Source organism: Kitasatospora sp. GP30, assembly GCF_029892145.1.
In the GTDB taxonomy this organism is placed as follows: domain Bacteria; phylum Actinomycetota; class Actinomycetes; order Streptomycetales; family Streptomycetaceae; genus Kitasatospora; species Kitasatospora acidiphila.
On record NZ_JARZAH010000013.1, the window covers coordinates 163,737 to 174,561 of the forward strand.

The window sequence follows — 10,825 nt, forward strand, 5'->3', positions numbered from 1 at the left end:
GGTCCGGGATGCGGGGTCGGGGAGGTGCGGTGGGCGGCTGCCGGTGGGCGTTGGTCAGCGGACTTCCAACGGCCGGATCATCTCGTGGTCCTCGTGTTCGAGGATGTGGCAGTGCCACATGTACATGCCTGGCTTGTCGAAGGTGGCCTTGACCCGGGTGACCATGCCCTTGGGCACCTGCACGGTGTCCTTGGGGCCGCGTTCGGTGGGGAACGGCTCCTGCTTGCGGGTCTCGTCGACCACGATGTCGGTGAGGGAACCGTCGTCTTCCACCTTGGCGGTGAAGGGAATCCGGTCGAGCACCTCGAACTCGACGAGGTGGAGGTGGATGGGGTGCGTGCCCCCCATGGTGGTGTAGATCTCCCAGATCTCCGTGCCGCCCAGGGCGGCCGTCTCGGTGACCGGGTCGTCCCAGGTCAGTCGGCCGTCCTTCACGGTCCCCAGCATGAGCTTGAACCGGTTGAGCTCGTCCTTGGTGAACGACAGCAGGACCTTGCGCGTGACCGTCGCCGGCGCGGTGATCCGGAACGGCTTCGGGCGCAGCCTCTCCGGCAGGCTGGTCACGGGCCGGGCACGGTCCAGGGGTTGGTTGACGCGGAACTTCATGAACGGGAGGGCGTCGACCATGGCATCGGTGCTGGCGTCGTGGGTGAGCGTGTACTCCCCGTCCACCAGGCCGGTGAAGTCGACCACGAGATCGACGCGTTCGGCCGGGGACAGCGGCAGCGGGTCGGTCAGGCGGAGCGGCCGCTCCAGGAAGCCGCCGTCCGTGGCGATCTGGTACACGGGGAGCGGCCACGGATTCCGTGACGGCTCCGGCCCGAGCATGCGGAGGTCGAAGGTCTTGACGTTGGAACCGTTGAGCACCCGCAGCCGGTACATGCGCGGCTCGACGTCCAGGCGCGGCCAGGCGACCCCGTTGACCACCCCGACGTCCCCGGTGAAGCCGGTGATGATCGATGGCGGCGGCTTCTGCTCGGCACCCTGGTCCGGGTAGGCCAGGTGACCGTTCGGATAGAAGTACCGGTCCTGGAGGACGATCTCCCGCTCATGTGGACCGGTCGGCAGCAGGTGCTCTTTGACCAGTTCGTCTTCGTTCTCGTCCCGCAGCAGGTAGAACCCGGCCAGGCCCGCGTAGACGTTCAACCGGGTGAGGCCGATCGCGTGGTCGTGGTACCACAGCGTGGCCGCTTCCTGGCTGTTCTCGTACCGGTACAGGGTCGTCTGGTAGGCCGGTCCGGTGTGGCCGGTCGCGGGGCTGGTGTACCAGGCCTCGGCGTGGCCGTCGGACCTCGCCTCGGTGTGGCCGCCGTGCAGGTGCACCACCGTGGGCACACCCCCGCCCTCCTCGGTGGGATAGCCCGCCCAGTGGATGGTGTCATCGACCGGCAGCATGTGCTTCTCGGGCAGGTCGTTCAGCCAGTTCACTTTCAGCAGGCGGTTCTTGCGGGCCACGATCGTGGGACCGGGGTAGGACACTTGAGCTGGGCCGTGGGGGGTGTGCAGCCCGTAACCCCACACCGGTGTCCGCAGTCCGAGGCCGCCACCGATGACGTCCTGCACGGTCGGCCGCATCACGATGGTGATCCGGTCCGTGTGCTGCCCGTCGATTCGCCTGGGCAGCGGGAGCGCGTTCACGAACCGGGGGATGGCGGCGCTGTCCCCGATCGGATTCAGGAACAGGTTGGGCAGGATCCGCGGCGGCAGGTCCCGCCGCGCGAGGGCTTCGGCCGGCGCGACCCGCAGACCGCCGGCCAGCAGCGCACCGGTCACCGAGCCGGCGCGGAGAAAGGTCCTTCTGAGCATCGCCGATCATCCCCTGGAGCAACGCGGACAGTGTGGTGCTACCTCTATCGGCGTCACGCCAGGTTGACTGTCCGGCCGAACGGGTGATCTACCGCCGACACGGCGGGGCTGCCACTCGTGCGGCCCAAGAGTCATGGAGGTTAGGGAGTCTGACGGTATGTGAGGTCGGGGTGCGTCGGATCCGGCAGGGGATCGGTGCGACGCAGGTCGTAGAGGTACGACTTGCCGGCCTTCCAGCTGCGCCACGGGCCCAGGGGCGGGAACGGCTCCTGGTCGCCCGTTCGCCCAAGCAGCGGCCAGGAGTTGGCGACACCGCTCGCGTCGATGGTGCACCAACCCCGCTCCGGCAGCCAGCGGCACCACAGCTCCAGGTCCAGCCGCAGATACGAAGGCTTGCCGTTGAAGGTGCCGTCCGGGCGGAAGCGGTAGACCAAGCCGTCCAAGCGGCGAACGAACTCGATCGACATGGCAACTCCTCCTGCATGGGGGCGGCGCCGGCGCGGCGCCCGGCCAGTGAGCCGGGCGCCGCGACCGCGCAGGTCAGACCGGCGAGACGGGCGGCCGGCCGAAGTGCCGGGCGAAGAAGCGGACCGCGCTGTCCGCCTCGAACCTGGGCAACTCCTTGTGCCTGCCCGAGTTCACGTGCAGCGACTTCTCCTTCGAGGCGAAGGCGTCGAACAGCGCGAGACCGGCCTCGCGCGAGATGTGCTCGTCATCCCACTGCAGGTCGAACTCGATCGGGATGGTGATCTGCCGCGCCTTCTCGGCCAGGGTGTCGGGCCAGTGCTGGCCGAAGACCGCAGCGGTGATCCTGGGTTCGACCGCCACGAACGGGATGCCGATCGCGGTGCCCATGTTGATGCCCCAGAAGCCGACCGGCCCGTCGGTGCCGATCTCCGGGAGCTCCTGGAGGGCGTCCAGGGTCGCCCGGTACTCGGGTACGGCGAGTTCCGCCAGGTGGTCGTTGTAGCGCACGACGATCGGGCCTTCCGGCTCGCCGGCCGCCCGCGCCCGGAACAACTCGGCGATTTCGGCGTCGTCGTGCGCCGTGCGCGGCCGGTCGCCGTGACCGGGCGCGTCGAGGACGGCGACGTGGAAGCCGCAGCCGGCCACCAGGCGCTGGGCGCGGCCCGACATCGCCGGGTGCTTCTTGTGGTTGCCGCCGCCGTGGGCCATCAGGATCAGGGGCGCGCGGTCGGCCGCGTCGGAGGCCGGAGACCAGAGGACGCCGGGGACGTCGTTTACGGTGAAGTCGCGCTCGACCATGCCGTTCGACGACGACTCGGCGGTGAATTGGAGAGAGTACATAGGTGTTGCCTTTCGGGAGGGCCTTGTTGTCGAGGCGCTCCCGGCGACAGCTACGTCAGCCGCCCGGCCGTGACGGGAACGGGGAGCACCCACATCGATACAGCGTTCATGGGGTCTCACCTCCTCGGGCGTGTCACGGTCGACTGAAAGCTATCAGCTTGATCATCGGCTCACCAGCCTCTTTTCCCCTGCCATGTGATCACGACTCAGAAGCTATTGGACGGTCTCAGGCGGGCTCAGGTGGTAGTTGGCGGCTGCCGGCGAGCGGCTCAGCGGGCAGCGGCGGTGTGGAAGGCGTCGGCGATCTCGGTGCTGGTTCGGCCCTGGGCGAGCAGGACGTGGAGGAGGAGGCGGGCCTTGTAGGGGTCGAGGTGGCCGGCCCGGATCAGGCCGCGCTGCAGGAGGTCCTTCTCCGATCCGGGGAAGCTGTAAGTCGCTTGCAGAACTGGCCCGTTGCCGATGCGGCTGGCGAGGACCACGGGAATGCGGGCGGCGGTTCGCTCCAGGACGGCGACGAAGTCCTGCGGGACGTGGCCGACCCCGAAGGCGGCGATGACGAGCCCGTCGCAGGCGTCGGCCATGGCGGCGAGGAGCGTGCCGTCGTCGCCGAGCGTTGCGGTGTAGAGGCCGATGCGGGGTGCGGGGTTGGTCAACACGCCTGGGGTGACTGGGCGTTGTGCCAGTGGCGAGTGGAGGTGGACGCGGCCCTCGTACAGGCGACCCAGCGGGCCGGTGGCCGGAGAGGTGAAGGCGGCCGGGCTGGTGGAGTGGGACTTGCGGACGGTGCGGGCCGCGTGGATCTCGTCGTTGAGGACCACCACGGCGCCGGCGCCGCGCAGTTGGGGCGAGCCGGCGGCGATGACGGCTGCGTGCAGGTTGGCCGGGCCGTCCGCACCGGGCTGGGTGGGGTTGCGCATGGCGCCGGTGACGACGATGGGTGCGTCGCCGCAGTGGAGGAGGTCGAGGAGGTAGGCGGTCTCCTCGATGGTGTCGGTGCCCTGGGTGACGACTGCGCCAACACAGCCGGTTTGCACGGCGGTTGCGATGGCGGAGGAGAGGGCGGTGATGTCGTCGAAGGTGAGGGAGGCGCCGGGGAGGCGGCGGAAGTCGTGGACGCGGAGGTCGAGGGGGAGCTCCTGGAGGGCGGGGACGGCGTCGAGGAGCTCCTGTGCGGACAGGGCGGGCACCACGCCGCCGGTGACCGGATCGGTGGTCATGGCGATGGTGCCGCCGAGGGAAAAGATCGCAACTGCTGGGTCGGGCACGGGGGTTGGCTCCGTCGGTGGGTGCGGTGGCTTCGCTCGGGTGGCCATTGGCGGCGTCGGCTCGTCAGGGTTCAGGGCTGGTCGGGTCCGCGATAGGGCAGCGTGTGGCTGTAGACGATGCTGGTCGTCGTGCTGCCGAAGCCGGCCAGCTCATCCACCAGCGTCTCCAGATGCTCCATGGAGGTCGCGGCCACCTTCAGGGTGTAGCAGTCGTCGCCGGTGGTGCGCAGGCATTCCAGGATCTCCGGCCGCTCGGTGAGCAGCCGGCGCAGCGGTTGGTGGCGGTTGCCCGGGTACTTCAGCCGGACGACGGCGAGCACGGGGTAGCCCACCTTGGCCAGGTCCACCACGGCGTGGTAGCCGGTGATGACGCCCAGCGACTCCAGATTCCGCACCCGTTCCGTGGTGGCCGAGGAGCTGAGTTTCACACGCCGCCCCAACTCACTGAGGGAGATGCGGGCCTCCCGTTGCAGCTGCCCGATGATTGCCCAGTCGGTATCGTCAAGATTCACGGCCATATCGCGACTCTACCGGCAGAATCACGGAAGAACACTGCTATCGCCGGGAAAGATCGGTTCCATGTGCGGTGATCGCCGCGATAGCCTCCGATCATGCAACTTGGCGTCAACGTACCGAACTTCGGGCCCGGCACCGATCCCGGCGTGCTGCGCGAATGGGCGCGGATCGCGGAGGGGCTCGGCTACGACCTCCTCATGGTGTCGGATCACGTGGTCGGCACCCCGGACGTGGCCCAGCGCTACCCGGATCCGTTCTACGAGCCGTTCACCACGCTGTCCTGGCTGGCCGGGGTCACCAGCACGGTGCGCCTCGGCACCACAGTGCTGATCCTGCCGTACCGGCACCCGCTGCTGGTGGCGCGGATGGCCACCAGCCTCAGCCGGCTCAGCGGCGGCCGGTTCGTGCTCGGGGTGGGCGTCGGCTGGGCCCGTCAGGAGTTCGATGCGCTCGGCGTGCCGTTCACCGCGCGCGGCCGGCTGACCGACGAGTACCTGGCCACCCTGCGGGAGGTCTGGCGCACCGAGACCGAGCAGGGCGCCGCCCCGATCCCCGTCTGGGTCGGCGGCCACAGCGCGGCGGCGCTCCGACGCGCCGCCAGGTTCGGGGACGCCTGGCACCCGCTACGGCTCTCCGTGGCCCGGATGCGCACGATCCTGACGGACCATGCGCTGCCGATGTTCGCACCCCGCATCGCCCTGCGGGTGACTGAAACCCCGGTCGACGATGCCGAGCGGATCGCCGGCGTCGGCACCATCGAGCAGATCCTCGACGACCTCCGGCAGCTCCATCTGCTCGGCGCCGACACCGTCGTACTCGACCCCTACCACGGAGACCCGGAAGCGACCCGGCGGCCCCACACGGCCTGGCGGGCGCTCACCGAGGTCGCCACCCACTGGAAGACGGCAGCATGATCACTGTTGTTGATGAGACGCTCCTGCGCCGCGCGATCGGCATCGCGGCCGCCGCCATCGCCCACGGCGACGCACCGTACGGCTCCCTGCTGGCCGGCCCGGACGGCACGATCCTCGCCGAGGCCCACAACACGGTGCGCCGCGACAACGACATCAGCGCCCACCCGGAACTCAAGCTGGCCCGCTGGGCGGCCCGCGAGCTCGACCCCGACACGGCTGCCCGCACCACCATGTACACCAGCTGCCAGCCGTGCGGCATGTGCACCGGCGGCATCGTCCGCTCGGGCATCGGCCGGGTCGTCTACGCGCTCTCCACCGAGCAACTCGTCGAACTCAACCCGCAATCGGGTGCCTGGCCGACGGTGGTGCAGGACGGCCCGGCCCTGTTCGACGAGGCCCGCGGCCCCATCGACGCCTACTACCGGCCGAGCCGATGACGATGACATCGGCTCGTCGAGGTGACGTTGACGTGTCGGGGGAGGGGGGTAGGCCCGGTTCCGGCCATGAAGCCGTGAGGGTGCCAGGCACCGTGCCAGACACTCGGTACCGCGTCGCAGGAGCACGTTGTTCACGCCAGGACGTAGCCTGGCCGCATGATCAATGGCGGACACGTCATCATCTACAGCCGTGACGCGGAAGCGGACCGGGCCTTCTTCAGGGACGTGCTGGAGTATCCGCATGTCGATGCGGGAGCTGGTTGGTTGGTCTTCAAGCTTCCGCCGACCGAGATCGCCGTGCATCCCACCGATGGCCCGGAGACGCAGGAGCTCTACCTGATGTGCGACGACGTCGACGCAACGGTGAGGACTCTGGCCGCGAAGGGAGTGGAGTTCATCCAGCCGGTCACCGATGCGCGCTGGGGACGGCTGACCAGGCTCCGTCTGCCGGGCGGCGGCGAGCTGGGCATGTACGAGCCCCGCCACGAGCGGGCTACCGATCTGTGAGGCGTCCGTACCGGGGGCCCTCAACGGCCGGAGAAGCGCACGTGCCCGACGCGGCGGCCGAAGCCGCTGCATCGGGCACGTCGCGCCCTGCTCGGAGCCTTACCGATCGCTACCGGTCCCAGGCTTCCTAGAGGCACTCGCCCAGGTCCAACTCCGGTGCGTACGCAGGCAATGGGAGGACAGCGGGCCACTTGCGCCCGTCGATCAGTCGTGGAGGGCAGCTGGGTTGGCAGTGCGTCAGGAGAACCAGACGACGATCGCATCGCCGCTGTGGGCTGCGGACTCGAAGAACCGTGCGAGGGCTTGGTAGGTGTGGACGATGGCTGTCAGCCACCGCTCGGCTTCGTCTTCCCCGACGACCGAGTAGAGCTCGGCTTGGACGAGCTCCGCTGCGGTGACGCCTTCGATCAGCTTGACGCTCGGGGTGGCAGCCAGCGTTGCCGCAGAGGTGCGGACCTGCTCCGGGGTGAGGTAGCGGGGCGGCCCGTAACCCCAGTCCTCGGCGTTGGCACCAGGGATCTCCTCCTCGCCGAAGATGATGGTGATGGGAAGGTCGAGGCGCTCCAGCAGATGGCGCAGGATGTCCCATGCCCTGTCGATGTCGAGGCGGCGAGGTTGGGCCGCGTCGGGTTCGTCTGTCTCGGCGCTGATGATCTCCTCGATGGACTCCCACCTTGGGTCGCCGATGGCACGGGCAAGTTCGGCAGGGGCCAGGCGGGCGTAGATTCCGAGGATGCTCATGAGGTCGGAGCGTAGGTGCGGGTGGTGACAGTCCCTGTCCGAGTCGGGTGGGCGACTCGGGGCTCCGGGGGGCCTGCTCATGGGGTGTGGGCCTACTCGTTGAGCCTGGACATCTTGAGGGTGATCAGGGTGCCGAGGATGGTGTTGACGAGCGCGGCGGTGAGGAGGGTTGCGAGGGCGGCTCGGATCATCGGCGGATTCCGATGACGCGCTGGCCGAGGTGGGCGGCGAGGTCCTGGAGGAGGTCCTCGGCCTGGTGGCGGGTCAGGGGGAGGGCGAGGTGTTCGCCGGGGCCGACGTGGACATCGAGGTCGACGGCGGCGCGGAGTTGGAGGGTGGCGTCGGCGACGGCGTCAACGGTGAGGTGGGCGACCGTGGTTCGCTCGACGTGCGGGGGCTGGGGGACGAGCCCCAGGGCGTGACGGTTCATGCGGCGTCCAGCTCGAACCAGACCGCCTTGCCGCCGCGCTTGCGCGGTTCGGCGCCGAAGCGGTGGGTGAGGGAACGGACCAGGTGCAGGCCCCGGCCGGACAGCTCATTTGGGTCGGCGGTGCGGGTGCGCTGCTCGGGGAGCGTGGGGCTGTCGTCGGCGACGGTGACGCGGAGGGTGCGGTCGGCGAGGAGCGCGACCACGACGATGGGCGCGGGACTGCCGCCGTGCTTCCACGCGTTCACGAAGAGCTCGTGGAGTGCGAGTTCGGCATCGTGGACGAGGTCGATGGGCCAGTGGGCGCTGGTCATGAGCTCGCGCAGTTCGTCGCGGGCGGCGGACCAGTCGGGCGGCTCGGGGGTTTGGGAGATTTGGGGGTTCTGGGGCTCGTTGGGCAGGGTGAAGGTACACATGGGGAACCTCCGGATGTGCTGTGATGGGTGCCGTTCGCCGGCGGATGCGTCGCCGTGAGCCAGGCCAGGACGGGGCTGGTTGCCGCGTGTGGTTGCTCTGCGGTGCGGGGGCAGCGGGCGCCTACTGCCTTGGTGGAAGGCGTTGCTGACGATCCGCCGGATCGGTCGGTCTGAGGTCGACCATAGCGCACTGGTAGTTAGAGATAAGTGGATCCGGAGGAGGTTCCCTCTCTTGGGTGACGGTTGGCCTCATCCGCAGCCGACTTGGCACACTGATCCCACGAACTCGAGGGGATGACATGCCAGGTCGCCAGAACCCAACGCTCCGTCAGCGCCGCCTGGGTACTGAGCTGCGAAGGATGCGAGAGCAGGCCGGCCTCAGTAACAGCCAGCTTGCCCGCTTGCTCGGCACTACTTCCGCCTACGTGGCGCAAGTGGAGAACGGCAAGAGCAGCGTCACCGTGGAACGGCTGCATGCCATCGCCGCAACGTGCATGTGCGCCAACCAGCCCCTGATCGACGCGCTGGCCGACATCATCGTGGACCGCGAGAAGGGTGGCTGGTGGGAGGAGTATCGAGGGATCCTCTCGACTGACTTCCTTGAGGTGGCGGAGCTGGAGGCCGGAGCACAGCGGCTGGCCACGTACACAAGCACCTTTATCCCAGGGCTGTTTCAGACCAGCGACTACGCCCGCGTTCTGTTCGCCCAGACCTACCCACCTCTGGCGCAGCAGCACGTCGATCTCAGAGTGACCTTCCGGATGCGGCGGCAGCAGGCTGTGCGCTCCCTCGACCTGCCGCACGCCGCCTACATCCACGAGGCAGCGCTACGAATGCGGTTCTGCGAGTCAACGGTTCTCGTCGACCAGCTGGAGTCGCTCATCGTCGCCTCCGAGCGCCCAGGTATTTCGGTGCGGGTGGTCCGCTTCGATGCGGACGTGCTGCCGAGTCCCAGCGAGAACTACGCTTACATGGCAGGCCCGATCGCAGAGCTGGACTTCGCGCAGATGGACACTGGCCACGGCGGCCAGCTCTTCGACGCCCCCGCCCACCTCGCGAGGTTCCGGGCGCTCATTGCTCAGATGGAGTCCAGTGCTCTCCCGGAAGGGGAGTCACGAGATCTCATCCGATCTATCAAAGACGAAGTGGAAAGCAAGCATGCATAGCGCAGCCTGGCAGAAGGCCAGCTACTCCGCCAACCACGACAACTGTGTCGAGGTGCGTACGGTTGACGGTCTGGTCGAGCTCCGCGAGTCTGACGACGGCGACGTCATCGTCCGTACCACCCCCGTGAAGTTCGCCAAGTTCCTGCAGGGCATCAAGGCCGGCGAGTTCGACCACCACGGTGACCTCACCGGCTGAGTCTCTCGAAGGCGAAGTGGAGAGTGAATATGCGTAGTTCGGAGTGGCAGAAGTCCAGCTACAGCGCGAACCATGATGACTGTGTCGAGGTGCGTACGGTTGATGGTCTGGTCGAGCTCCGCGAGTCTGACGACGGCGAGATCATTGTCCGTACCACTCCGGTGAAGTTCGCCAAGTTCCTGCAGGGCGTCAAGGCCGGCGAGTTCGACCACTACGGCGACTTCACCGGCTGACCCGACGGCGGCCCCTCGTGCCTTCGGGTGAGGGGCCGCCAGCAGGTCAGCTACTCGCCGAGGTAGAACGCGAGGGTCTCGTCGGCGTCCTTGGCCACCGCATTCGGGTTGGCGATCTGGCGCCGGTTGAGCACGTCGGCCCAGGCGCGGACCGACTCCCGGGTGAACTGCCTTGCCTCGGCGGACTCGAACCACCACTGCTTGTCGGGCACCTCACCCGACAGGCGCTGGCCGAGTGCGACCAGGGCGGGGTCCCACCCCGCGCCCACCGCCAGGACGAACCCGGGAACCTCGTCGCCCTCCACGGGTGCCGCGTGCTCCAGCTCCAGGGTGGTCCGCCCATCCCCGGCGGGCGAGAGGGTCACCACCACCTCGTTGGCCGGCGCGTCCCCGAACACCCAGGTCAGGTGCAGCCGGCGCAGCGGAGCGCACTCCAGGATGTCGCCGCCGGCGTGGCCCTCCAGCTGGAACGTGCCGCTCTCCCGCAGGTCCCCGGAGACCGGGAGGAACCACTGCGCGATCCCTTCCGGAGTGGTGACGGCCGCCCATACCTCCTCGGGGCTCGCGCCATACGTACGCCGCGCCACCGCGGCGTACCCCGGGGCGCCGGACAGCGTCCGGGACTTCGCGTCACGGGTGGTCTCAGCGATCCAGTCGGTGATGCTCACGGTTTTCCTCGCCTCGTACAAGTGGGGACACTTCACCCCGTACTATCCCTCGGCAACGTGAAAGCGTTGCTTTGTCAGCGCCGCTTCGCCGGTCGCCGGACCTGTGGGCGCAGCACGAACGGCCGGGGGGGGGGGGCCCCCGGGGGGGGGGGGGCCCCCCCCCCCCCCCGCCCCGCGCCCCGGCCCGGCGGGGGGGGGCCCCCCCGGGGGGGGCGGGGGGGGGCG

Annotated in this window: 15 protein-coding genes; 6 read left to right on the forward strand and 9 right to left on the reverse strand. The window is 68.9% G+C overall.

The features are described 5' to 3' along the window. Positions 1 to 54 precede the first annotated feature (54 nt). The 5 genes from P3T35_RS20655 to P3T35_RS20675 form a co-directional block, all read right to left on the reverse strand. Positions 55 to 1,806 carry a multicopper oxidase domain-containing protein gene (locus tag P3T35_RS20655; RefSeq protein ID WP_101382842.1) on the reverse strand — a complete coding sequence of 584 codons (1,752 nt, stop codon included), beginning with the start codon at positions 1,804 to 1,806 and terminating at the stop codon, positions 55 to 57. Positions 1,807 to 1,946: 140 nt separating this feature from the next. Further along, the gene (locus P3T35_RS20660) at positions 1,947 to 2,273 is read right to left on the reverse strand and encodes a hypothetical protein (RefSeq protein ID WP_101382843.1); all 327 of its coding nucleotides are present in this window, start codon (positions 2,271 to 2,273) and stop codon (positions 1,947 to 1,949) included. Between the two features lie 73 nt (positions 2,274 to 2,346). Next, complete coding sequence (locus tag P3T35_RS20665) at positions 2,347 to 3,114, reverse strand: alpha/beta hydrolase (protein WP_101382844.1); 768 nt, start codon at positions 3,112 to 3,114, stop codon at positions 2,347 to 2,349. 269 nt (positions 3,115 to 3,383) lie between these two features. Next, positions 3,384 to 4,379, reverse strand: coding sequence for an asparaginase (locus tag P3T35_RS20670; RefSeq protein ID WP_280707192.1), 996 nt, complete (start codon positions 4,377 to 4,379; stop codon positions 3,384 to 3,386). 71 nt (positions 4,380 to 4,450) lie between these two features. Continuing rightward, on the reverse strand, positions 4,451 to 4,897 hold the full coding sequence (locus tag P3T35_RS20675; RefSeq protein ID WP_101382846.1) for an Lrp/AsnC family transcriptional regulator: 447 nt from the start codon (positions 4,895 to 4,897) through the stop codon (positions 4,451 to 4,453). Positions 4,898 to 4,990: 93 nt separating this feature from the next. Between P3T35_RS20675 and P3T35_RS20680 the strand changes: the two genes are divergently transcribed. The 3 genes from P3T35_RS20680 (at position 4,991) to P3T35_RS20690 (ending at position 6,753) form a co-directional block, all read left to right on the forward strand. Beyond that, on the forward strand, positions 4,991 to 5,809 hold the full coding sequence (locus P3T35_RS20680; RefSeq protein WP_101382847.1) for an LLM class flavin-dependent oxidoreductase: 819 nt from the start codon (positions 4,991 to 4,993) through the stop codon (positions 5,807 to 5,809). Next, a complete protein-coding gene (locus P3T35_RS20685) occupies positions 5,806 to 6,246 on the forward strand; it encodes a nucleoside deaminase (protein ID WP_101382848.1) in 441 nt (146 codons plus the stop codon). The genes P3T35_RS20680 and P3T35_RS20685 overlap by 4 nt, the downstream gene beginning before the upstream one ends. Positions 6,247 to 6,402: 156 nt before the next feature. After that, positions 6,403 to 6,753: a VOC family protein gene (locus P3T35_RS20690; RefSeq protein ID WP_101382849.1), complete on the forward strand. Its 351-nt coding sequence runs from the start codon at positions 6,403 to 6,405 to the stop codon at positions 6,751 to 6,753. A gap of 237 nt (positions 6,754 to 6,990) precedes the next feature. Here P3T35_RS20690 and P3T35_RS20695 read toward each other — a convergent pair whose 3' ends face one another. From P3T35_RS20695 to P3T35_RS20705, 3 genes are all read right to left on the reverse strand, one after another. Further along, complete coding sequence (locus tag P3T35_RS20695; protein WP_101382850.1) at positions 6,991 to 7,494, reverse strand: YfbM family protein; 504 nt, start codon at positions 7,492 to 7,494, stop codon at positions 6,991 to 6,993. Between the two features lie 187 nt (positions 7,495 to 7,681). After that, complete coding sequence (locus P3T35_RS20700; RefSeq protein ID WP_101382851.1) at positions 7,682 to 7,924, reverse strand: hypothetical protein; 243 nt, start codon at positions 7,922 to 7,924, stop codon at positions 7,682 to 7,684. Further along, positions 7,921 to 8,337: an ATP-binding protein gene (locus P3T35_RS20705; protein ID WP_101382852.1), complete on the reverse strand. Its 417-nt coding sequence runs from the start codon at positions 8,335 to 8,337 to the stop codon at positions 7,921 to 7,923. The genes P3T35_RS20700 and P3T35_RS20705 overlap by 4 nt, the downstream gene beginning before the upstream one ends. Positions 8,338 to 8,636: 299 nt before the next feature. Between P3T35_RS20705 and P3T35_RS20710 the strand changes: the two genes are divergently transcribed. Genes P3T35_RS20710 through P3T35_RS20720 form a run of 3 tightly spaced genes read left to right on the forward strand, consistent with a single transcriptional unit; the run spans position 8,637 to position 9,932 of the window. After that, positions 8,637 to 9,503, forward strand: coding sequence for a helix-turn-helix transcriptional regulator (locus P3T35_RS20710; RefSeq protein WP_101382853.1), 867 nt, complete (start codon positions 8,637 to 8,639; stop codon positions 9,501 to 9,503). Next, complete coding sequence (locus tag P3T35_RS20715) at positions 9,496 to 9,699, forward strand: DUF397 domain-containing protein (protein WP_101382854.1); 204 nt, start codon at positions 9,496 to 9,498, stop codon at positions 9,697 to 9,699. The genes P3T35_RS20710 and P3T35_RS20715 overlap by 8 nt, the downstream gene beginning before the upstream one ends. A gap of 29 nt (positions 9,700 to 9,728) precedes the next feature. Next, on the forward strand, positions 9,729 to 9,932 hold the full coding sequence (locus tag P3T35_RS20720; protein ID WP_101382855.1) for a DUF397 domain-containing protein: 204 nt from the start codon (positions 9,729 to 9,731) through the stop codon (positions 9,930 to 9,932). Positions 9,933 to 9,982: 50 nt separating this feature from the next. Here P3T35_RS20720 and P3T35_RS20725 read toward each other — a convergent pair whose 3' ends face one another. Then, positions 9,983 to 10,600, reverse strand: a complete 618-nt coding sequence (locus P3T35_RS20725; RefSeq protein WP_180356649.1) for an SRPBCC family protein — start codon at positions 10,598 to 10,600, stop codon at positions 9,983 to 9,985. Between the last annotated feature and the right edge of the window lie 225 nt (positions 10,601 to 10,825).

Bases quoted from the DNA above. Each gene is read 5' to 3' on its own strand.
- P3T35_RS20720 (WP_101382855.1), top strand. From the start codon at position 9,729: ATGCGTAGTTCGGAGTGGCAGAAGTCCAGCTACAGCGCGAACCATGAT.
- P3T35_RS20660 (WP_101382843.1), bottom strand. From the start codon at position 2,273: ATGTCGATCGAGTTCGTTCGCCGCTTGGACGGCTTGGTCTACCGCTTC.
- P3T35_RS20705 (WP_101382852.1), bottom strand. From the start codon at position 8,337: ATGTGTACCTTCACCCTGCCCAACGAGCCCCAGAACCCCCAAATCTCC.
- P3T35_RS20680 (WP_101382847.1), top strand. From the start codon at position 4,991: ATGCAACTTGGCGTCAACGTACCGAACTTCGGGCCCGGCACCGATCCC.
- P3T35_RS20700 (WP_101382851.1), bottom strand. From the start codon at position 7,924: ATGAACCGTCACGCCCTGGGGCTCGTCCCCCAGCCCCCGCACGTCGAG.
- P3T35_RS20675 (WP_101382846.1), bottom strand. From the start codon at position 4,897: ATGGCCGTGAATCTTGACGATACCGACTGGGCAATCATCGGGCAGCTG.
- P3T35_RS20715 (WP_101382854.1), top strand. From the start codon at position 9,496: ATGCATAGCGCAGCCTGGCAGAAGGCCAGCTACTCCGCCAACCACGAC.
- P3T35_RS20685 (WP_101382848.1), top strand. From the start codon at position 5,806: ATGATCACTGTTGTTGATGAGACGCTCCTGCGCCGCGCGATCGGCATC.
- P3T35_RS20710 (WP_101382853.1), top strand. From the start codon at position 8,637: ATGCCAGGTCGCCAGAACCCAACGCTCCGTCAGCGCCGCCTGGGTACT.
- P3T35_RS20655 (WP_101382842.1), bottom strand. From the start codon at position 1,806: ATGCTCAGAAGGACCTTTCTCCGCGCCGGCTCGGTGACCGGTGCGCTG.
- P3T35_RS20690 (WP_101382849.1), top strand. From the start codon at position 6,403: ATGATCAATGGCGGACACGTCATCATCTACAGCCGTGACGCGGAAGCG.
- P3T35_RS20695 (WP_101382850.1), bottom strand. From the start codon at position 7,494: ATGAGCATCCTCGGAATCTACGCCCGCCTGGCCCCTGCCGAACTTGCC.
- P3T35_RS20665 (WP_101382844.1), bottom strand. From the start codon at position 3,114: ATGTACTCTCTCCAATTCACCGCCGAGTCGTCGTCGAACGGCATGGTC.